This window comes from Mesorhizobium sp. WSM4808 (genome assembly GCF_055811675.1).
On sequence record NZ_JBVVQX010000014.1, the window covers coordinates 143,429 to 163,758 of the forward strand.

General features: G+C 64.0%; 22 protein-coding genes and 2 pseudogenes. 7 read left to right on the forward strand and 17 right to left on the reverse strand.

Going from position 1 to position 20,330, the window contains the following annotated elements; translation table 11 throughout:
* Positions 1-82: 82 nt before the first annotated feature.
* A complete protein-coding gene (locus AC0L2U_RS24300; protein ID WP_127397441.1) occupies positions 83-553 on the forward strand; it encodes an NUDIX hydrolase in 471 nt (156 codons plus the stop codon).
* Positions 554-563: 10 nt separating this feature from the next.
* On the opposite strand, the gene pobA is transcribed toward AC0L2U_RS24300, so the two are convergent.
* Genes pobA through pcaD form a run of 6 tightly spaced genes read right to left on the reverse strand, consistent with a single transcriptional unit; the run spans position 564 to position 5,376 of the window.
* On the reverse strand, positions 564-1,736 hold the full coding sequence (gene pobA, locus AC0L2U_RS24305) for a 4-hydroxybenzoate 3-monooxygenase (RefSeq protein WP_127811101.1): 1,173 nt from the start codon (positions 1,734-1,736) through the stop codon (positions 564-566).
* Positions 1,736-2,788, reverse strand: a complete 1,053-nt coding sequence (locus AC0L2U_RS24310) for a 3-carboxy-cis,cis-muconate cycloisomerase (protein WP_473602758.1) — start codon at positions 2,786-2,788, stop codon at positions 1,736-1,738. Before AC0L2U_RS24310 ends, pobA begins: the two co-directional genes overlap by 1 nt.
* A 19-nt stretch (positions 2,789-2,807) precedes the next feature.
* Positions 2,808-3,422 (reverse strand): protocatechuate 3,4-dioxygenase subunit alpha, encoded by a 615-nt coding sequence (pcaG, locus tag AC0L2U_RS24315; RefSeq protein WP_473602759.1) that lies wholly within the window; start codon positions 3,420-3,422, stop codon positions 2,808-2,810.
* Complete coding sequence (gene pcaH / locus AC0L2U_RS24320) at positions 3,422-4,177, reverse strand: protocatechuate 3,4-dioxygenase subunit beta (protein WP_292137579.1); 756 nt, start codon at positions 4,175-4,177, stop codon at positions 3,422-3,424. Before pcaH ends, pcaG begins: the two co-directional genes overlap by 1 nt.
* Positions 4,167-4,574: a 4-carboxymuconolactone decarboxylase gene (gene pcaC, locus AC0L2U_RS24325; RefSeq protein ID WP_127318459.1), complete on the reverse strand. Its 408-nt coding sequence runs from the start codon at positions 4,572-4,574 to the stop codon at positions 4,167-4,169. Before pcaC ends, pcaH begins: the two co-directional genes overlap by 11 nt.
* Positions 4,567-5,376: a 3-oxoadipate enol-lactonase gene (gene pcaD, locus AC0L2U_RS24330; RefSeq protein ID WP_292137577.1), complete on the reverse strand. Its 810-nt coding sequence runs from the start codon at positions 5,374-5,376 to the stop codon at positions 4,567-4,569. Before pcaD ends, pcaC begins: the two co-directional genes overlap by 8 nt.
* A gap of 92 nt (positions 5,377-5,468) precedes the next feature.
* On the opposite strand from pcaD, the gene pcaQ reads away from it, so the two are divergent.
* Positions 5,469-6,386, forward strand: a complete 918-nt coding sequence (pcaQ, locus tag AC0L2U_RS24335) for a pca operon transcription factor PcaQ (RefSeq protein WP_473602761.1) — start codon at positions 5,469-5,471, stop codon at positions 6,384-6,386.
* Positions 6,387-6,408: 22 nt separating this feature from the next.
* On the opposite strand, the pseudogene AC0L2U_RS24340 reads toward pcaQ, so the two are convergent.
* The 7 genes and pseudogenes from AC0L2U_RS24340 to AC0L2U_RS24370 form a co-directional block, all read right to left on the reverse strand.
* Positions 6,409-6,585 (reverse strand): annotated as a pseudogene (locus AC0L2U_RS24340) (FAD-linked oxidase C-terminal domain-containing protein); the annotation flags it as partial.
* 114 nt (positions 6,586-6,699) lie between these two features.
* Positions 6,700-7,959, reverse strand: a complete 1,260-nt coding sequence (locus AC0L2U_RS24345; RefSeq protein WP_127266586.1) for an ABC transporter substrate-binding protein — start codon at positions 7,957-7,959, stop codon at positions 6,700-6,702.
* Positions 7,960-8,007: 48 nt separating this feature from the next.
* Positions 8,008-8,436, reverse strand: a complete 429-nt coding sequence (locus AC0L2U_RS24350) for a DUF4440 domain-containing protein (protein WP_127266587.1) — start codon at positions 8,434-8,436, stop codon at positions 8,008-8,010.
* Positions 8,433-9,488: pseudogene (locus AC0L2U_RS24355) on the reverse strand (aldo/keto reductase). The gene AC0L2U_RS24350 and the pseudogene AC0L2U_RS24355 overlap by 4 nt, the downstream one beginning before the upstream one ends.
* On the reverse strand, positions 9,485-9,838 hold the full coding sequence (locus tag AC0L2U_RS24360; protein ID WP_127270671.1) for a TIGR04076 family protein: 354 nt from the start codon (positions 9,836-9,838) through the stop codon (positions 9,485-9,487). Before AC0L2U_RS24360 ends, AC0L2U_RS24355 begins: the two are co-directional and overlap by 4 nt.
* Positions 9,839-10,321: a DUF3830 family protein gene (locus AC0L2U_RS24365; protein WP_127270673.1), complete on the reverse strand. Its 483-nt coding sequence runs from the start codon at positions 10,319-10,321 to the stop codon at positions 9,839-9,841.
* Complete coding sequence (locus AC0L2U_RS24370) at positions 10,318-11,052, reverse strand: GntR family transcriptional regulator (protein ID WP_127270675.1); 735 nt, start codon at positions 11,050-11,052, stop codon at positions 10,318-10,320. Before AC0L2U_RS24370 ends, AC0L2U_RS24365 begins: the two co-directional genes overlap by 4 nt.
* A gap of 126 nt (positions 11,053-11,178) precedes the next feature.
* Between AC0L2U_RS24370 and AC0L2U_RS24375 the strand changes: the two genes are divergently transcribed.
* The 5 genes from AC0L2U_RS24375 to AC0L2U_RS24395 are packed head-to-tail and all read left to right on the forward strand — an operon-like array spanning position 11,179 to position 15,908.
* On the forward strand, positions 11,179-11,976 hold the full coding sequence (locus AC0L2U_RS24375; protein ID WP_127398307.1) for an ABC transporter ATP-binding protein: 798 nt from the start codon (positions 11,179-11,181) through the stop codon (positions 11,974-11,976).
* Positions 11,973-12,722 carry a branched-chain amino acid ABC transporter ATP-binding protein gene (locus AC0L2U_RS24380; protein WP_127381440.1) on the forward strand — a complete coding sequence of 250 codons (750 nt, stop codon included), beginning with the start codon at positions 11,973-11,975 and terminating at the stop codon, positions 12,720-12,722. The genes AC0L2U_RS24375 and AC0L2U_RS24380 overlap by 4 nt, the downstream gene beginning before the upstream one ends.
* Positions 12,719-13,627, forward strand: coding sequence for a branched-chain amino acid ABC transporter permease (locus AC0L2U_RS24385; RefSeq protein WP_127327031.1), 909 nt, complete (start codon positions 12,719-12,721; stop codon positions 13,625-13,627). Before AC0L2U_RS24380 ends, AC0L2U_RS24385 begins: the two co-directional genes overlap by 4 nt.
* On the forward strand, positions 13,624-14,607 hold the full coding sequence (locus tag AC0L2U_RS24390) for a branched-chain amino acid ABC transporter permease (RefSeq protein WP_164874023.1): 984 nt from the start codon (positions 13,624-13,626) through the stop codon (positions 14,605-14,607). Before AC0L2U_RS24385 ends, AC0L2U_RS24390 begins: the two co-directional genes overlap by 4 nt.
* Positions 14,604-15,908 carry an NAD(P)/FAD-dependent oxidoreductase gene (locus tag AC0L2U_RS24395; RefSeq protein ID WP_127398651.1) on the forward strand — a complete coding sequence of 435 codons (1,305 nt, stop codon included), beginning with the start codon at positions 14,604-14,606 and terminating at the stop codon, positions 15,906-15,908. Before AC0L2U_RS24390 ends, AC0L2U_RS24395 begins: the two co-directional genes overlap by 4 nt.
* Before the next feature lie 8 nt (positions 15,909-15,916).
* Here AC0L2U_RS24395 and AC0L2U_RS24400 read toward each other — a convergent pair whose 3' ends face one another.
* Genes AC0L2U_RS24400 through AC0L2U_RS24415 form a run of 4 tightly spaced genes read right to left on the reverse strand, consistent with a single transcriptional unit; the run spans position 15,917 to position 20,251 of the window.
* Positions 15,917-16,573, reverse strand: coding sequence for a GntR family transcriptional regulator (locus AC0L2U_RS24400; RefSeq protein ID WP_127327028.1), 657 nt, complete (start codon positions 16,571-16,573; stop codon positions 15,917-15,919).
* Between the two features lie 16 nt (positions 16,574-16,589).
* The gene (locus AC0L2U_RS24405) at positions 16,590-17,900 is read right to left on the reverse strand and encodes an aspartate aminotransferase family protein (RefSeq protein WP_189367305.1); all 1,311 of its coding nucleotides are present in this window, start codon (positions 17,898-17,900) and stop codon (positions 16,590-16,592) included.
* Positions 17,901-18,959 carry a phosphotransferase gene (locus AC0L2U_RS24410; protein ID WP_292136416.1) on the reverse strand — a complete coding sequence of 353 codons (1,059 nt, stop codon included), beginning with the start codon at positions 18,957-18,959 and terminating at the stop codon, positions 17,901-17,903.
* Positions 18,956-20,251 (reverse strand): ArgE/DapE family deacylase, encoded by a 1,296-nt coding sequence (locus AC0L2U_RS24415; RefSeq protein ID WP_473602762.1) that lies wholly within the window; start codon positions 20,249-20,251, stop codon positions 18,956-18,958. Before AC0L2U_RS24415 ends, AC0L2U_RS24410 begins: the two co-directional genes overlap by 4 nt.
* Between the last annotated feature and the right edge of the window lie 79 nt (positions 20,252-20,330).

The window sequence follows — 20,330 nt, forward strand, 5'->3', positions numbered from 1 at the left end:
TCGCAATCCCCTGGTGCAAGGTTCGCGTCAACGATTCAAGGAACCAGTGGCAGGCTGCCGGCTTCGCAGACGGACATATAAAATGGCAAAACGGAGTGCGGGATTGCTGATCCATCGCCGCGAAGACGGTGGTCTCAAAGTGTTGCTGGTTCACCCGGGCGGCCCCTTCTGGGCGAAGAAGGACGATGGTGCGTGGTCGATACCGAAGGGTCTTGTCGACGAAAACGAGGACGAGTTGACGGCAGCGCAACGCGAGACCGAGGAAGAGCTTGGCGTCAAGGTCGATGGATACTTCACTCGTCTCGGCGACTACAGGCAACCGGGCGGCAAGATCGTCTCGGCCTGGTCCGTCGAGGCGACCATCGACATCGATGTGACCTCCATCAAGAGCAACAGCTTCACCATGGAATGGCCGCCAAGGTCGGGATCCCTGAAGGAGTTCCCGGAGGTCGACAGAGCGGGCTGGTTCACCTTGCCCGAGGCCGAGGTGAAAATCCTCAAGGGGCAGCGCCCGATGCTTTTGGATTTTGCCAGGCAGCAAGGCGCTGGATGATCCGCAGCCCTCAATAAGGCAGGCCGACATAGTTCTCGGCGAGCGCGGTCGATGCGGCGCGCGAGTGCACGAGGTAGTCGAGTTCGGCCTCCTGGATGCGTTGGCCGAAATCGCCGGTGTCGGGAAAACGGTGCAGCATCGTCGTCATCCACCAGGAAAAGCGCACCGCCTTCCAGACCCGTGCCAGCGCCTTGCCGGAATAGGCGTCGATGCCATCATGTGACTTCTCGACGTAGAAGTCGCGCAAACCTGCGAAGAGATAGCGCACGTCGCTGGCGGCGAGGTTGAGGCCTTTCGCCCCGGTCGGCGGTACGATATGGGCGGCGTCGCCAACCAGGAACATCCTGCCGAAGCGCATTGGCTCGGCAACGAAGGAGCGCAGCGGCGCGATCGATTTCTCGAAAGATGGGCCGGTGACGACATTTGCCGCGGTCTGCTCCGGCAAGCGGCGGCGCAACTCGTCCCAGAAGCGCTCATCCGACCACGCCTCCACGCGATCGTCCTGGGGGCATTGCACATAGTAGCGGCTGCGATGCGTCGAGCGCATCGAGCACAGCGCAAAACCCCGCTCGTGATTGGCGTAGACCAGTTCGCGGTCGGCTGGCGGCACCTCGGCCAGCACGCCGAGCCAGCCGAACGGATACTGCCGCTCGAAGATTTTTAGGGTACGCTCGGGCACCGATTTGCGGCTGACGCCATGATAACCGTCGCAGCCGGCAACGAAGTCGCAGTCGATGCGATGCGTGACGCCATCCTTGTCATAGGTGGCGAAAGGCGCGGTGCCGTCGAAATCGTGCAGAGCGACATTTGCCGCCTCGTAGATCGTGGTCAGCCCAGCCGCGTCGCGCTTGTCCATCAAATCATGCGTCACCTCGGTCTGGCCATAGACGGTGACATGCCTGCCGTCGGTCAGCGCCTTGAGGTCGATGCGATGCAAGCGTCCGTCGAAGGCGAGCGAGATGCCAGTATGCGGCAGCCCTTCGGCATGCAGCCTTGCCGCCGCGCCGGCCTGTTCCAGCAATTCGACGGTGCCCTGTTCGAGCACCCCTGCCCGCACGCGGCCAAGCACGTGCTCGCGGCTTGCGCGTTCCAGAATGACCGTCTCGACGCCGATGCCGGCCAGCAATTGCCCAAGCAGCAGCCCGGACGGCCCGGACCCGATGACGACGATTTGCGTGCGCATCAGTGGCCGAGACTTTCGACCTGTGCGGCCAGTTCGGCGGCAAGGCGCAGCGACGCTGCCGTTGCGACGACCATCTGCGGCAGCAATAGCCACTCCAGCGTCCATGCAGCACCCGACCGCTCCTGCTCATGCACGAGCGCGTGATGCAGGCCGGCAAGCTGCGTGGCGTTGAAGCGGGCAAGCGCCACCAGCGCTTCGGCCTTCACCGGGTTCTGCTTGTGAGGCATGGTAGACGAGCCGCCACCGCCGGAAAGTTTGATTTCGGTTCCACCTTGCGCCAGCAGAGCGATGTCCTGGCCGAATTTGCCGAGGCTGCCGGTCAGCAGCGATAACCAACCGGCAAAATCGGCGAGAGCGTCGCGCTGGTTCTGCCATTGCGGTGCGTCGCCAAGACCAAGCCTGACGGCCAGGGCTGCGCGCACTGCCTTTCCTTTGTCGCCTAGTTTTTCCAGTGTGCCGGCGGCACCGCCGAACTGCACCACCAGCAAGCGTCTCGACTGTTCCGGCAGCCTTTCCTGATGCCGTTGCAGCGGCCCCTGCCACGCTGCCACACGATCCTGCACTTTGATCTGAATCGCCTTCTGCATACGCGTCATGCCGGTCAGCGCCCTGCCGCCAAAACGCTCTTCGAGCGAGGCGAGGCGCATGACTGTTTCGGTCAACAACAGATCGAGATGCTCGACGACGGATTTGAGCCGAAGCATCAGGCCGGTGTCGATGACATCCTGGCTGGTCGCACCGAAATGCACTTTCTGGCCATGCGGTTCGCCAACCGCCGCCCTGATCTGGCGCACCAGTTCCGGCACCATGACGCCGTCTTTGGCGACAGCGGCCCGCAGCAAGGCGGGGTCGGGCCGGAACGTGGCCAGCGCTGCCACGATAGCTGCCTCGGCATCTTTGGAGATTATCCCGTTATCGGCCTCCGCTTGCGACAGCGCCTGTTCAAAGGCCAGCATCGCATCGATTTCCGCCTCGACGGAAAAATGCCGGCTCGCTTCCCCGTCGCCGAGAAGCGCGGAGAGCAGTGGGTGGTCGAAGGGCGATACGGTCATGTCCTGCTCCTCCTGACCATCAGCTGTCGAAGAAGACCGTTTCCTTCTCCCCCTGGAGATGGACGTCGAAGACATACATATCGCCTTGGCGCTCGGCGATCAGCGTCGGCACGCGAACGCGGTGCTCGACCCGCGCAAGGATCGGATCTTCAGCATTGGCCTTTTCCTCATCGGAAAAATACAGTCTTGTGTGCAGGCCGAGATTGATGCCGCGGGCGACGATCCAGAGCGTGATATGCGGCGCCATCAGGCGACCATCGTTGAACGGAACGCGGCCAGGCTTGACCGTTTCGAATGCACACAGGCCGGTGTCCATGTCGGTCGGGCAACGGCCCCAGCCGAAGAAATTGGGATCGGCCGTGCCGCGCGGTTCTGCCGGCGGATTGTAGAGCCCGTCGGCATCCGCCTGCCAGATCTCGATCAGCGCATCCTTGAGCGGCGTGCCGGTGCCGTCGAGCACCCGGATGCGCAGGCCGATGCGCTCGCCTCTGGTCTTGTCGTTGACCATGGTGGCGCCAAGGTCGGTCGGATAGACACCGCCGATGCCGCAGAAATTGGGTGTCAGCCCGATATGGACGTAGGGTCCGGCGGTCTGCGAAGGGCTTTCCCTGAGCCGGTCGAGCGACTGGGCCATCAATTGCCCTCCGGCCTGTTTTCGAACAGCGACGCGCGCCGGCCGCGCAGCACGATGTCGAACTTGTAGGCGCGCGCGTCGAAGGGGATCGTCGCCTGCATATCGAGCGTGGCGATCAGCGTTTCGATGGCCGCCTTGTCGGGGATGCCGCGCACGATCGGGCATTGCCAGATCAACGGGTCGCCCTCGAAATACATCTGTGTGATCAGCCGCTGCGCGAAACCCTGGCCGAAGACCGAGAAATGGATGTGCGAAGGACGCCAGTCGTTCGGCCCGTTCGGCCAAGGATAGGGACCGGGTTTGACGGTGCGAAAGGCATAGAAGCCATCCTCGCCTGTAATAGTGCGGCCACAACCGCCAAAATTCGGATCGAGTGGCGCCAGATAGCCATCCCTCTTATGGCGATAGCGGCCACCGGCATTGGCCTGCCAGAACTCAAGCAGCGCGCCGGGCACGCCAATGCCGCGTTCGTCGAGCACTCGGCCATGGACGATAATCCGCTCGCCGAGCGCGCTCTCGCCGGGCCTGGCGAAATTGTGGATCAGGTCGGCGTCAAGTTCGCCCAATATCGCGTGGCCGAAAACGGGACCTGCAATCTCCGACAGCGTGTTGTCGAAGGCGAGCGGTGCTTTTTGCGGCGAGCGCAGCACCGAGGTTTTATAGTTCGGCGTCAGAGCCGGCGGATGCCATGTCCGGTCGCGCTGGAAGAAGGCGCCGGTCTCGGGCCTCCGGGTCGAGCCGGACTCAGCGGGCATTCTGGCTCCCGTCCATTTCCGAAAACACCTCCTTGGCGATCTTGAAGGCACGGTTGGCGGCCGGCACGCCGGCATAGATGGCGACATGCAGGAACGCCTCGCAGATGTCGTCGCGCGACGCACCGGTGTTGGCGGTGGCGCGCACATGCATGGCGATCTCCTCATCATGGCCGAGTGCGGCCAGCAGCGCCAGCGTGACGATCGAACGCTCACGCTTGGTGAAACCCGGCCGCGCCCACACGGTTCCCCAGGCAGCCTCGGTGATCAGCTCCTGGAAAGGCTGGTCGAAATCGGTGGCGGCGATTTCGGCCCGGTCGACATGCCGGTCGCCGAGTACCGAGCGCCGCACCGCGAGCCCCTTGCGATATCTGGCTGCGTCGCCGGGGACTTCATCCATGAGTTTCTGCTCCAGGGGCAAGCGACGCGATAAAACTGCGGATCAGGGCGACCAGCGCTTCGGGTTGTTCGACGCAAGGAATGTGTCCGGCGTCGCGGATGATCTCGAAGCGCGCGGCGGGGATCAGCTCGGCCAGCGAGCGGACGAGATCGGGCGGCGTCGAGCCATCCTGGCCGCCCGCGACACAGAGTGTCGGCACCGCGATGCGGCGTGCGGCATCGGTGAAATCGGCATCGCGAACGGCAACGCAGGTCCCGATGTAACCGGCGAGCGCTTGCCTGGTCATCATGTTCCTATAGCCGTCGAGCTCGGCTGGACGCGCCGCGTGGAAGGCGGGGGTGAACCACATTTTTAGCACGCCATCGGCAATCGCCTGGATGCCCTTGCTTTCGACCGTTGCGATGCGTGTGTTCCAGCTGTCCGTCGTGCCGATCTTGTGCGCCGTGTCGCAAAGGATCAGGCCTTCGACGATTTCAGGTCGCCTGGCATAGAGCCCCTGCGCGATCATGCCGCCGACCGACAGGCCGCACAGCACGACTTTGCTCAATTCGAAATGATCGATGAGGCCCGAGAGATCATCGACATGATCGTCGATCGACCTGATGTCGCCGATGTCGGACAGCCCGTGACCGCGCTTGTCATAGACCAGCAGCGGCATTTCACCATCGAGCGCCGAGACAATTTCGTCCCAGATCCGGAAGTCGGTGCCCAGTGAATTGATGAATATGATAGGGCGCGCATTGCCGCTCGCCTTGATGTGGCGATGGTGCAGCGTGATGCCGCCGATGGTGAGGAATGGCACGGTTTCGGTCCTCCGCCCCCACATTGCACAAGGCGTTTGGTTCGGTAAAATGATATTTTGCGTCGTTTCATTAACTCATGGGTTATTAATTCATGTCCGAGAGCCGGATCCGGTTCCGCCATTTGCAGGCATTCCTGGAGGTCGCGCGGCAGGGAAGCGTGGCACGAGCGGCTGACTTGCTGCATGTCAGCCCGCCGGCAGTGACCAAGACATTGCGCGAGTTGGAAGGGGCGCTGGGGGTTGCGGTGGTCGAGCGCGACGGCCGTGGCATCCGACTGACGCGCATTGGCGAGATCTTTCTTCGCCATGCCGGAACGGCGATCACGGCACTCAAGCAAGGCGTCGATTCCGTCCGCCAGGACGGAGCGGTCAGCCGGCACCCGATCCGCATCGGTGCGCTGCCGACAGTGTCGGCGCGGGTGATACCGCTCGCCATGGGCCTGTTCCTTGAGGAGGACACAGGTGCGGCGATCAAGATCGTCACCGGCGAGAACGCCGTGCTGCTCGAACAGTTGCGCACCGGAGCGCTCGATCTCGTCGTCGGAAGGCTGGCGGCGCCGGAAAACATGACCGGCTTCTTCTTCGAGCACCTCTATTCTGAACCGGTGCTGTTCGTGGTGCGAGCCGGACATCCGCTGCTTGATCCGGGACAGGATGTGTTCGCACGGCTCGACGAATTCCCGATGCTGATGCCGACGCGGGAATCGGTCATCCGCCCCTTCGTCGACCGCCTGTTCATCACCAACGGCATGACGGCGCCGGCAACCGAGATCGAAACCGTTTCAGACTCCTTCGGCTGCGCCTTCCTGCGGCAAAGCAATGCCGTCTGGATCATTTCGGCTGGCGTCGTTGCCAATGAACTCGGCAGCGGCGCCTTCGTCGCCCTGCCGGTCAACACCGAGGAAACCAAGGGACCGGTCGGCCTGACCATGCGGACCGACACCGCGCCCTCGCCGGCCTTTTCCATCCTGCTGCAGACCATCCGCGAAGCGGCAAGGCAAAGCGGCTGATGCGTCAGGCTGTGCGGGATCGTCATCGGCAGAAGGCAGTCGGGTCGAGGTCGAAGACCCGTCCCGGATTGAGGATGTTTCTCGGGTCAAGCGCTGCGTTCAGCCGCCGCATCGTGGCGATCTCGGCGTCGCTGCGGACCAGATGCAGCCACTTCTTCTTGTCGAGGCCGATGCCATGTTAGGCCGAAACGCCGCCTGCCGGGCAAACGATCGTCCACGCAAAGCGACGTCGTCCGTGTCCGTCGGCAATGTAAAACAGGACAATCGTCCTGTATCGATCACGATGGATCGTGATCGATACCGGAGAGTTGTCTTACTGAAGCTTGGCCTGCAGGGCGTTGACGTCGTCGGTGGTCATTTCGCCGTCGGTGGCCACCTTGCCGTCGACGATCTTCCACAGCCGGAACGGGCCGGTGATGTCGCCATATTTGTCGAAGGCGACAGGGCCGATGACACCTTCATAGCGGATCGGCTTGCCGTCCTTGATCAGGCCGAGCGCCTTGGCGAACTCTTCCTTGCCGGCAAAGATCGGCGTGCCGGCCGGATCGACGGCCTTGTACATCGCATCCTTGATCTTGGCCGGGTCCTCAGAACCGGCAATGGCGATGGCCAGACCAACAATCGCGCCGGCGTCATAGGAGCGGTCGGCCGCCGGATTGGTCGGTTCGATGCCGGAGAATTCCTTGTAGTTCTTGGTGAAATACTCCGTCGAGGCCGTCGGGCTGGTGCCGGAGGACGTGCCGTAGGCTTCCTTCAGATAATCGGCGCCGACGGATTCGATGAAGTCCGGGCTGTTCATGCCGTCATTGAGCAGGAATTTCTGCACGCCGCCCTGCGAGATCCAGGTACGGGCGACCGTAGCGCCGTCGACCGGCGTGCTGACGAGGTAAAGACCGTCCGGTTCGCCGGCCATTGCCGCCGTGACTTCCGAGGCATAGCTCGACTGCTTCTCATTGTAGGGCGTGTCGGAGACGATGGTGCCGCCGAGCGCTTTGTAGGCACGTGAGAATTCGGCCACCATGTTGACGCCGAAATCGTTGTTGACATGGATGATCGACAGCTTCTTGAAACCCTTGTCGACGGCGTATTTGGCGGCGGCGACGCCCTGCAGCGCATCCGAGGTGATGGTGCGGAAGAAGATGCCGTTGGTCTTGCCGTCGCGGCCGAGCGCGGTCAGCGTCGGCGAGGACGAAGCCGGCGAGACCTGGACGATCTTGGCTGGTGCGGTGACCGAAGTCAGGATCGGGATCGACACCGAGGAGATGATGCCGCCGATGATGACCGGCACCTTCTTGACCTGAACCAGCTGGGTGGCGGCGTCAACGGCGACGTTGCCCTGGCTCTGGCTGTCGCGCGTGTCGGTGACGAGATCGCAGCCGCGCACACCGCCGGCTCCGTTGATGTCGCGGAAGGCCATCTCGACCGACTTGGCGCCGGCCTGGCCGTATTCGCCGGCCGGGCCGGTCAGCTCCATGACGAGGCCGACGGTGATCTTGCAATCGGCGGCTTGCGCAGCACCCGCCATCGTGACGAGGGCGAGCGCGGTGGTGAGTTGGAGTATCGTCTTTGTCATTGTTGTTCCCCTTTCGTTACTCGACTGTATTTGAATTCTGGAGCCTGTTCAGCGTTCCGGCACCTGCAGCCAGGTCTCATGCAGATGTCGCCATTCAACGCCGTTGGGCGCCGATGAACTGGTGGTGAAGACGGCACTGGACTGGCGGCGGCTGTGCTTGCCTGCGCGCAGCTGCGCTTCGACATAGAGGACGACGATGGTATCGGCGTCCTGCCAGCCGGGCCGGATGTCCTCGATCGAAATGGCAAAACCATCGTCGCAGGAAGCGCGGCTTGCGCGGACATGATCGATGACCGCTTCGCGGTCGAGGATCTGCCCGTCCGGCGCCACCATGCTGAGGTCTTTGCCCATGGCGCGTTCGAAGCGGCCGAAGTCCACCGTGTTGGCGCGCGCAGCGACGAACCAGTCGACGAAGAAGCGGTGCAGGTCGATGATTTCGGCGCTGGCGCGTGAAAACAGGGAGGGCTCGTCGCTCATTTCTTCCCCGCATTGAGGTTGTAGTGCATGATCGAGCCGTGACGGCCGTGACGGTCGCGCTCCAGCGTGTAGACGTCGCCCTCGAGACCGGTGCCTTGCGCGATGACGGCGGCAATCCGCGCCCGGTCTTCGGCGTCGAGCGCAACGTCCATGATCTTTGCATTGGCCAGCGCATGCGCCTGGTTGCGGGCGCCGACGATGACGGCCGCCACTTGCGGCTGCTCCAGCACCCAGGCGCTGGCGATGGTGGCGAGGTCGACGCCGTGGCGGTCGCCAACGGCCTTCAGCGCCTGAAGCAGGTGCTGGAAAAGGCCCCAGCCGCCGAAATCGTCGATGATCAGCTTGTATTTCACCAGCGAGCGGTTTTCGAGCGGCGTGGCCGGTTAGGCCACGCCGAGCCATTTGTCGCTGAGAAAGCCGCCGGCCACCGAGCCATAGCAGAGGAAGCTGACGCCGTGTTTGGCGGCGAGGTTCGCCAAGCTGTTGCCAGGCCGCTGGTCGAGCACCGAATATTGCAGCTGCTGGCTGACCAGCGGTATGCCGGCGGCAAGGATTTCAGCCAGGCGCGGCGTGTCGAAATTGGTGGTGCCGAGATTGCGCACCTTGCCTTCAAGCCGAAGCTCGTCGAGCCAGCCCATCGCCTCGACATAGCGAGGCTGGTCATAATCCCACCAGTGGAACTGAACGAGATCGAGCCGCTCGGTCTTCAGCCGCCGCAATGACTGGTCGACGATGCTCCTGATGTAGTCGCGGCTGATGCTGGCCAGCCGTTCGAGGTCGGGCACCAGCTTGGTGTGCACCTTCATCCGGGCGGCGACATCGAGGCCGCGCTCACTGGCCAGTCGCAGGCGCGCGGCGCCGATCAATTCCTCGACGCCGGTGTAGATGTCGGCGCAATCATAGGTCCAGATGCCGGCATCGAAGGTGGCGATCAGATCGGCCACCGCCTGGCTGCGGTCGATGGCGCCGTGGCCGCCGGCCAGCTGCCAACCGCCGCGGATGACGCGCGAGATGGTGTAGCCAGAGCCGAGTTCGAAGGTCTTGGCACTCATCTCAGGTCATCCTCTTTAGGCAGCGGCACCGCCGTGGTCTCGGCGTGGCTGAACCGCCGCTTGGCCATCCTGACGATCCTCAGCCGGCTGGCGCAATTGGGATCGGGACAAGCGATCTCCGCGTCCGAGGTCATCCAGTCGTTCGGGTGGGTTGGGCGCTGCTTGGCCGCCAGCAGAGGCAAGACGGCGGCGAGCGAATAGATCGAAAAACCCTGCCCTGCCGGCATCGACAGCATCTCGCCCTTAAGTTCGAAATAGTCGCCTTCCTTGGCGCCGCAATAGATCGGCTTGCCCTCCGGGATGACCGCCTCGACGCGAAGATCGAACAGCTCGAAACTGTCGTCGGCCATTCAAGCCTCCATCAGGCTGAAGGTAACATCGCAGGCGCCGTTGCGGCGGATGACACCGCAAGCGGCGGCGAACCGGTCACGCTCTTCGACGCGCACTTGCGCCACCACGCTGCCGGCCAGCCAGCCGATCGGGAACAAGAGCCGCGCGCCCTGCCCGTAGTAGAGGCCGATGTCGAAGATCGCATTGGGATTGCCGCCCCACATGCGTGGCGGCACGTAGGAAAGCACGATGTCGCCCGGCTGCGGCGTCAGCGTCGCGTTCTCGGCCGGCAACGGTTTCGCATAGGCCTGGCCCTCGAGATCGGCCGCGGGAACCGGACAGGAGATTTCCGGCCCCGTCCACATCGCATGGATGCCAGGGACGACACGTGGCGTGCCGAGATAGGCCGAGAGGAAGGCAGCGTTTTCCGGTGCCTTCTCGGGCAGCAGCAGCGCCGTGACGGAAAGCTGCGAGCGCGGCTCGGTGATCCTGATGGCGGTCATGTCTGGTCTTTCGCGGCGGCGGCCTGCAGCTTGCTGCGCAGGAAGGTGAAGGGGCGGCTGATGTCGGCGACAAGCGATTCGCGCGCCGCCTGCGCATCCTGCGTGGACAGCGCCATGACGATGCGGCGGTGATACTGGGCGGTGTCGACTTCGCCGGCCTCCGAGAAGGCATAGATAGCGACGCGGATGCAGGGCCCCGATTGCAGCCACAGGCTCTCGATCATCGGGATCAGCACGGCCGAGCCGCAGGAGCGGTAGATCTCGAAATGAAAGCTCTGATTGAGCGTCACTTCGCGATCGACGTCCTTCTTGTGTTTCAGCGCCCGCATCTCGTCCCATTCGCCGAGAATGGTTTCGATGGTGGCGATCTGGCGCGGGCCCATGCGGGCGGCGGCCAGCGCGATCGCTTCGCCCTCGATCAGGATGCGGGCACGCAAGAGATCATCCAGCCGTTCCAATGTGATCGGCGGCACACGCACCGAACGGTTGGGCAGCGCCTCCAGCGCCTTTTCCGTGATCAGCCTGCCGAGCGCCTCGCGCACCGGCATGGTCGAGGTGACCAAGGCGTCAGCTAGGCCACGGATGGTCAGCACCTGGCTCGGCTCGAACAGGCCGCCGATCAAGGCGCGGCGCAATTCCGAGTAGACGCGGTCCTGCACAGTTTCGCGGCCGACTGGCGCAAGCTGGGCCGCGATCGCCTCGTTGTTCTTTTCGATGGCAGCCTTTTGCATGGAATTCCGTTCTTGGCCGGTTTTCGGCTTGCGGATGAAATTAAAGCCGAATAGCGTGATCAAAGCAAGTGTGATCACAAATCATAATCAGGAGACGGCAACGATCGTCTTCGGCCAGAGGGTTTGATGAGCGAGGCAACCAAACGGCAAGGGGAAACCCGCGCGCCGGTTCTGACGGCAAGGAATGTCGTCAGGCGGTTCGGCGGCCTTGTCGCGGTCAACGATGTCTCGTTTGACGTCAAAGCGGGAGAAATCCTCGGCTTGATCGGCCCCAATGGTGCAGGCAAAACGACGATGTTCGACCTGCTCGCCGGCAGCATCCTGCCGACCAGCGGCGAGATCCTACTCAACGGCACGCCTGTCTCGGGCGAAGCCGCGCATCTGCGCATCGGTCATGGCCTTGGCCGAACTTTTCAGATCCCGCGCCCGCTGCCCAATCTGACGCTGATCGAAAACATTATGCTGGCCGCACAGGGCCAGGCCGGCGAAAAGCTGCTCGCCAATTTCATCACGCCATGGCGCGTCGCCGCGCAGGAAAGAGCCGCCAGGACAAAGGCGCTCGAACTGCTGGAACTGGTCACCCTCACCCATCTCGCGCATGAGCCGGCGCGGGTGCTTTCCGGCGGCCAGCGCAAGCTGCTCGAACTCGCCCGCGTGATGATGGCCGACCCGGCGATCATACTGCTCGACGAACCGGCGGCCGGCGTCAACGCGACGCTGCTGGAGGTCATCATCGACCGCATCCGGGACATCAACGCGCGTGGCATCACCTTCCTGCTGATCGAGCACAATATCGATATGGTGACGCGGCTTTGCCATCGCGTCCTCGTCATGGCGAGCGGCCAGCTGCTCAGCGAAGGCACGGCCGAAGAAGTCGCTCGCGACCCACGTGTCATCGAGGCCTATCTCGGAGGCGCGGCATGAGCGAGATCGTCCTCGATGTCCGCGACCTCGAAGCCGGTTACGAGCCCGGCGTGCCGATCGTGCGCGGCGCCTCGATCACTGTCAAAAAAGGCGAGATCGTCGTCGTGCTGGGCCCCAACGGCGCCGGCAAGTCGAGCTTCATCAAGGCCATCGCCGGCCTCGTCCCGATCACCGGTGGCACGGTGTTTCTGGACGGCAAGGACATTACCGCTGCGCCTGCCCACACCATGGTGCGGCTTGGACTGGCCTTCGTGCCGCAGACCGAAAACATCTTCCCGCTGATGTCGGTCGAGGACAATCTCAGGGTCGCCTGCGGCGTCCTCGAGCGGCGCGAAATCCCTGCCCGCATCGAGGAGATGTATGCCGCCTTCCCAGACCTCGTCCGCCAGCGCCGCACCGCCGCCGGCAATTTGTCGGGCGGACAGCGGCAGATGCTCGCTGTCGCACGGGCGCTGATCGTCCACCCCAGAGTGCTGGTGCTGGACGAGCCGTCGGCCGGCCTGTCGCCGAAATTCGTCTCGATGGTGTTCGAGATGCTGGCCGGCATCCGCAAGTCCGGCGTCACCATCCTGCTGGTCGAACAGAATGCCAAGGCGGCGCTCGCCATCGGCGACCGCGCCTATGTCCTGGTCGAAGGCAAGGACCGGCACGAGGGCATCGCCTCCGAATTGTGGAACGATCCGGTGGTCGCCGAACTCTATCTCGGCCAGCGCCCATCTAAGGCAGGGAAAGGAGGTGAGGCATGAGCCTGCAATTTGTCGTCGACGGATTGCTGACGGGTTCGATGATCGGCCTCGGCGCCATCGGCGTGACGCTTACCTATTCGATCCTGCGCTTCTCGAACTTCGCCCATGGCGACTTCATGGCATGGGGCACCTATGCGACGCTGGCCGTCGTCAGCGCCATCGGTGCGACAGTAGGCAAGGTGGCGCCGATCGCACCGCTGTCCTTCGGCTGGCCGCTCATTGTTGCGCTCGTTATCGGCATGGCCTTCACCGCGCTCTTGGCGCTGCTGCTCGACAAGGTGCTGTTTTCGCGGCTTCGCTCGCAAGGCCAGGCGATCATCGTGGTGATGGCGAGCTTCGGCGCCTCGATGGCGCTGAGAAGCCTGCTCGAATTCACCTTCACCTCGCGGCCGACCTATTTCAGCCGCGCGATCCAGATCGCCATGCCGGTCGGCTTCGGCATCCGCATCACACCCGACCAGATCGCGCTTTTGCTGCTGACCGCGGTGCTGGTGCTCGGCGTGCATCTGTTGATAACGCGCACGCAGACCGGCCGCTCGATGCAGGCCTTGAGCCAGAACGCGGCGCTGGCCCGCATCGTCGGCATCGATGTCGCCAGCGTGGTGCGCGTCACCTGGGTCATCGGCGGCGCTCTCGCCTGCGTCGCCGGCGTGATGATCGGCATTCTGGTGCAGATCCGCCCGTTCATGGGCTTCGACATGCTGCTGCCGATGTTCGCCGCCGCCATTCTCGGCGGCATCGGCAGCATTCCCGGTGCGGTGCTCGGCGGCCTGATCATCGGGCTCGCCGAGGCTGGTGCGGTGCAGTTGATCGGCGCCGAGTGGCGCGCCGCCGTTTCCTTCATCATCCTGATGGCGGTGCTGTTCGTGCGGCCGATCGGCCTGTTTGGTGTGAGGGAACGCTGATGGACCTGCTCGGCTACGGCGCCTTCTTCCTGACCACAGCGCTGATCTTCTCGCTGGTCACGCTAGGGCTCAATTTGCAGTGGGGCCTGACCGGGCTGTTCAATGTCGGCCTCGCCGGCTTCGTCGCCATCGGCGCCTACACATCGGCGCTGCTGACCACACCGGACGATGCCGCGCGGCTGGGCGGCTTCGGCCTGCCGATCCTTGTCGGCTGGGCGGGCGCCATGGTCGTCGGCGGCATCGCTGCAGCGCTTACCGGCATGGCAACGCTGCGGCTGAAATCCGACTATCTGGCGATCACCACCTTCGGCGTCGCCGTCGTCGTGCAACTGGTCGCGCTCAACGCGCAGAAACTGACCGGCGGCCCGTTCGGCATCGGTTTTATTCCGCGCCCCTTCGGCAGCCTTGCCGAGACGCCGCTGCTGTTCAACCTGTCCAACCTTGGCGTGGTCTCGGTGGTGACGCTGATCGCCTATCTCGCCTTGGAACATTTGTCGCGCAGCCCGTGGGGGCGGGTCTTGAAGGCGTTGCGCGAGGATGAGCGGGCGGCGATCTCGCTTGGCAAGAGCGCGCGTTTCTACCGCGTCCAGGCCTTTGCCGTCGGCGGCGCCATCATGGCGCTGGCCGGCGCGCTGCAGGCGCATTTCACCGGCTTCATCGCGCCGGACAATTATCTGCCGATCCTGACCTTCCAGGTCTGGGTGATGCTGATCGTCGGCGGTTCCGGCAGCAATCTCGGCGCCGTCATCGGCAGCATCCTGGTGTGGGCGATATGGGCCGGATCGGGCACGCTGACCAGCATCCTCTTCCCGCCGGAACAGCAGGCTCGCGCCGCCGCGCTGCAGATCGCCGCCATCGGCGTCATGCTCTGCGTCATACTGCTGATCCGGCCGAACGGCCTATTCGGCGACAGACCGCGGCGGTCCTGGTTAGGTAAGCGGGCGAAGGCGGCGACGGCCAGGAGCATTTCGCCGTCATGAATGCCACGGTTCGGCGGGAAACGCATGGCGCTTCGCTGTGGCATGCCGTCAGCCGCAACCGCCGCGAGCGGCCGGCGCTGCAGAGCGGGCTCGCTGTCGACCTGGCCATCGTCGGCGGTGGCTTTTCCGGTCTTTCCACCGCGCTGCACGCGGCGGGGAAAGGCCTTTCCGTCGCCGTTCTCGAAGCCGAATTCATCGCCTGGGGTGCGACCGGCAGGAATGCGGGCTTTGTCGTGCCGAACTTCGCCAAAATGGATCCAGTCGACATACTGGCCCATCTCGGACCGTCGCGCGGCGAAAGGCTGATCGATTTCGCCGCCGGCAGCGCCGACCTGGTCTTCCGCCTGATCCGGCAGCACGGCATCGACTGCGACGCCGTGCAGAACGGATGGATCCAGCCTGCGCATTCGCCTGCCGCCTTCGAGAAGGTCAAGTCACGTGCCGGGCAATGGGCACAGCTTGGCCGGCCGGCAGTCACATTGGACCGGCAGGAAATCGAAGCCCTGACGGGCGTGCCGGGCTATGCCGGCGGCTGGATGGATCGTTGCGGCGGCGTGCTCAATCCGGTCGCCTATGCGCGCGGGCTTGCCGATGCGGCGGAGAAAGCCGGCGCGAAGGTCTTCGAGCAGACGCGCGTCGCCTCGGTTGATCGCATAGCCGATGGCTGGATGCTAAAAACCCCATCTGGCTCAGTACGCGCCGGCAAGGTGCTGATCGCCACCAACGCCTATGGCTGGTCCCTCAATCCGTCATTGCAGCGAACCTATTTCCCGCTGAAAGTCTTCCAGACCGCGACAGCGCCATTGCCTCGTGAAGTACGCAGCCGGTTGCTTCCCGGCGGGCAAGGCGTCGGTGACACCAGACGCAATCTGTTCACCTTCCGCTTCGACGCCGAAAACCGGCTGATCAGCGGCGGCATGAACATCCTTGGCGCTGGTGCCGACACGCGCGTACCGCAGACGATTTGGCGAAGGCTTGGTCGGCATCTCGGTCTGCCCGACCTGCCGCCGCTTGCCTACAGCTGGTCGGGAATGGCAGCGGTTGAACCGGATTTCCTGCCGCACCTGATCGACCTCGGTCCGGGCCTGATCGCCGGACGCGCCTGCAACGGCCGCGGCATCGCGATGACAACGGCGATGGGCAAGGTGCTGGCGGACTGGGCCTCTGGAACCGAGGCCCGCGACCTGCCGCTGCCCTATGCGTCGCCGGCGCCAATCCCGTTCCATGCCTTGCTGCGGCACGCGCCCAACATGCTGCTCGGCTGGAGCATGCTGCGCGACCGGCTGGACGGGACGAGCTAGGCCGACGGCTACCTGGCAGCGTCAAGGTTTGCCGACAGCACGGCGGCCGCCATCGCGATGTCCTCTTCTATGAAGACCCGCACAGTGGGGCCGCTGCGCTGCTCCAGTGCGGCGACGATCTTGCGATGCGCGTCGTTGGAGTGCGGGATGTAGCGATCGGCCTGCATCAGCAGCTTGAGATAAGGCCCAACCCGCCCCCAGAGGTCGCGGATCATGTTCAAAAGGATCGGCGCGCCGGCATGCTGGTAGATGGCGAAGTGGAACGCCTCGTTCAACGAGAGATAGGCCCTGGCGTCGCCGGCCTCGATGGCACGCTGCATGCCGGCGAGCGTCGCCTGTATGTCAGCCAGCCCGCTTTCGCTCATCCTGGTCGCCGCCATCTCGCCCGCCAGTCCCTCGACGGCGATACGGATGCGCGTCAGTTCCTCGAAGGCAGGCGCGGACAGCAACGGCACGATGACCGAGCGGTTGTTCTGCATCTCGAGCAGTCGCTCGGCGACAAGCCGCTGCAGCGCCTCGCGGATTGGCGTGGTCGAGATGCCGAACGTCTCGGCGAGCTTGCGTATAACCAGCGTCTGCCCCGGGCTGAAACCACCCGAAATCAATTCCTGCTTGAGCGCACCATAGGCGCGGTCATTCAGGGTCTGATGTTCGAGCTTCAGCATGCGCGGCCCGCTCCGATCACCAGTTCGACAAAGCGCGATCGAGCGTCTCGGCCAGTTGCTCGGCATTGTCCCTGGCAAACGGCAGTGGCGGCCTGATCTTCAGCACATTGCCGCGCGGACCGCAGGACGAGATCAGCACGCCGTCCTCGCGCATGGCTTCGACGACCGCCGATGTCTTGGTGGCGGCCAGCGCCTCGTCACCGTCCGCCGTCAGCTCGACACCGAAATAGAGGCCGTTGTGCCTGATATCGGCGACCGCGCCATGCCGGCTCTGCAGGGCGCGCAGCAGCTCAGCCGTATAGGCGCCGACATTGCGCGCATTCTCGATCAGTCCTTCGCCTTCGATCACCTCCAGAACGGCGAGGCCGACGGCGGCAGCGACCGGATTGCCGCCAAAAGTGTTGAAGTAACCGGTGTTCGAGCCGAAGGAGGCGACAAGTTGCGGCCGCACCAGCACGGCACCCATCGGGTGCCCATCGCCGATCGGCTTGCCCATCGTGACGATGTCGGGCTCGACGCCGTAATTCGCGAAGCCCCACATGCCCTGGCCGAGCCGGCCGAAGCCAGACTGGACCTCATCGGCAATGACGATGCCGCCGGCCTTTTTTACATGGTCGGCCGCCTCGCGCATTACCGCCGCATCCGGAAAGAAGATGCCATCGCTGGAAAAGGCCGAGTCGAGAAGCAATGCGGCCGGCCGGATATTCTTTGCGCGCATATCTTCGATGGCGGCAGCGACATTTCTGGCGAAATCATGTGCGGCCCGGCCATGGTCGCGGAACGTGTCCGGCGCTGTCACGGTGCGGTGCTGCGCGGGCACGCCCTTTGCCCCGACCGCCGCCGGCGACAGCTGCGCCGTCGCGATGGTGGCGCCGTGATAGGCAAAGTCGGTGATGATCACCCCGGTGCCGCCGCTGGAATGCTGGGCGATGCGGATGGCGAGGTCGTTGGCCTCGCTGCCGGTGCAGGTGAACATGGCATGGCCGAGATGGGCCGGCACGGTGCCGAGAAGTTTCTCCGCGTAGTCGAGGATGATCTCGCTGAGATAGCGTGTGTGTGTGTTGAGCGTGGCGGCCTGCCCCGAAAGCGCCTCGACGACACGCGGATGGCAGTGTCCGACCGAGGCGACGTTGTTGTAGGCGTCGAGGAATCTGCGACCCTGGGCATCGTAGAGCCACACACCGCTGCCACGCACCAGATGGATCGGATTGCGGTAGAAGGCGCGGTAAGTCGGCCCGAGCAGCCTGGCGCGGCGCTCGAGCAGCGCGCGCTCCGATGCAGCCGCGTCGGCATTTGAAGGATATGGCGAGGACTGGGACACGAGCATTTACTCCGGATTGGAATTGTCGAGAAAATAGCGGCGGGCATCGGTGGATGACAGACCATCAAGCTTTTCAAGCGAAGCCCAGACCTCGGTGGCGAGGCGCAGCACGTAGTCGCGTTTGGCCGGGAAACGCTCGGCCTGCCAACTGGCGATGTTGACGATGAGCGCAAGGCGGGCACGGATCAGATTGAAGAGAATGCCGATCTCTTCGGCCTCCAATGGCTGCACCGACTGATAGCCGGCGACGAAGCGCGCGGCCGGCGCCAGCGGATGGCCTTGCGCCGGCCAGCGATAGACGGCGCCGATGGCGAGGTCGCAGATCAGCGGCGAATGGATCATGTCGCCGAAATCGAGGATGCCGCTGACGATCTCCGGCCGCGACGCGTCCATCACCACATTGTAGGAGTTCATGTCGTTGTGGACGATCTGCGCGCGCAGGGTGGGGATGACCGGCGCCGCATGCTGCTCGAAGGAGTCGATCGCGCGCTCGACCATCGCCCGCCGGCTCGGATCACTGATATGCGCCATCATCGGCCGTGTCTTGGCGACCTTGCGGATGTCCCAGAGCAGGTCGCTGCCGGCGGCCGGGTGGAAGAAGCCGCGCAGCGCCCGGCCAAGGCGGGCGAGGAAGACGCCGAGATTGCGATCCTGCGCCTCGGAAGTCGGCGAGCGCGACAGCAGCTGACCGGGCAGATAAGTCACCAGCCGGATGATTCGCGGCGCCGATCCACCAACACTGGCCGCAAATTGCGGCTCGCCTTCAAGGCTTTTGCGCACCGAGGGAACCGGCAAGGTGGGGTCGACTGCAAAGATGTGGTCGAGCGCCTTGTTCTGGAAATCGGTGAAGCCGGCCTCTTCCGCCGGATGGGAGATCTTTAGAACGAACTCACGCTCGCCGTCGGCCTGGATGTGGAAGTTGTGGTCGCGTTCGCCAGGCAGCGGACGCGCGGTGCCGGTCAGCCCGTAGTGCCGGCGCAGGATGGCAAGCGCTTCGGCCGCCGAAACATCAGGCGCGTCCTCGGCGAGTGTTTCGCCGAACGCATCGGGGACGGCCGCATTCATGGCTTAGCCTCGATAGGTTCAAGCCCGCACCAGTCGGCGATGAACAGCGCGATGGTCTGGGTGACCTTGCGCACCGAGTCGAGATCGACCGCCTCGTCATAACCATGCGGCATGCGGCAGATCGGGCCATAGACGATCGCCGGCGTGTCGGCATAGAGGCCGAAGAAGCGTGCATCCGTCGTCGCCGAGGTGACGTGTTCCGTCAGCGGCTCGCCCCAGACGGCGGTATGGCTGCGGCGCAGCACGGATTCCATCTCGTCGGCACCCTCCAGCACATAGCCTTCGGCCATGAAGCCGTTGTAGGTGAGGCTCGGCGGACGATTGGCCAGGAACGGATCGGCACGCGCCGCTTCGGCGATACAGGCCTCGAGCTCGGCTCTCGCGTCTTCGAGCCTCTGGCCGGGATAGGTGGCGACGCGCATCTCGAAGACACATCGCGCCGGAACGCTCGATGTCCATTCGCCCCCTTCGATCTTGCCGAGATTGAAGCGGATCGGGTGCGGGTGATCATGGAAATGCTTGTCGTCGACCTTGCGCGCGTTCCAGACGATTTCGAGTTGCTTCAGCGCCTGGATGATGACAAATGCCTTTTCGATGGCATTGGCCCCGGCCGAAAATGCACCCGACGCATGCTGCGGGTCGCCGTCGACCTCGACCCGGAACCAGATCGGCCCGACCTGCGCCCGCATCAGCCTCGGCTCCAGCGGTTCGGGAATGAAGGCGGCGTCGGCGCGGTAGCCGCGCTGCAGGCAGGCAAGCGCGCCATTGCCGGTGCATTCTTCCTCGACCACCGACTGGAGATACACGTTCGCGGCCGGCTGATAGCCAAGGCTGCGCAATGCGGCCAGCGCATAGAGGCAGGCGGACAGGCCGGCCTTCATGTCGCCGGCGCCACGGCCATGCATCCAGCCGTCCTCGATCACCGGGTCGTAGGGATCGCGCACCCAGCGGTCGAACGGTCCGGTCGGCACGACATCGATATGGCCGTTGAGGATCAGCGAGCGGCCGGTCGCGTTTCGCGGCGTATGCGTGGCAACGACATTGAAGGCGTCGTCATAAGAAACTGCCACGGGTGAAAAACCCGGCAGGTCGCGAATCGCATCGACATCGACGCGCCACATGTCGACGGCATAGCCGTCAGCCTCAAAGGCAGCCGCCATGAACGATTGTGCGGCATGTTCCTCGCCACGCTGTGAAGGAAAACGCACGAGCTCTTGCAGAAACGCTACCTGCCGCGCGAAGCCGTCATCGACCGCGCTCAGAATGGCCTCGTCCGCAATCCGCTCAGGCATCATATTTCACTTTCTTCTGAATGGTGTATCATATCTCATATGCCATTCCTGTGAAATGCAAGAGGCATACGCGCCAAAC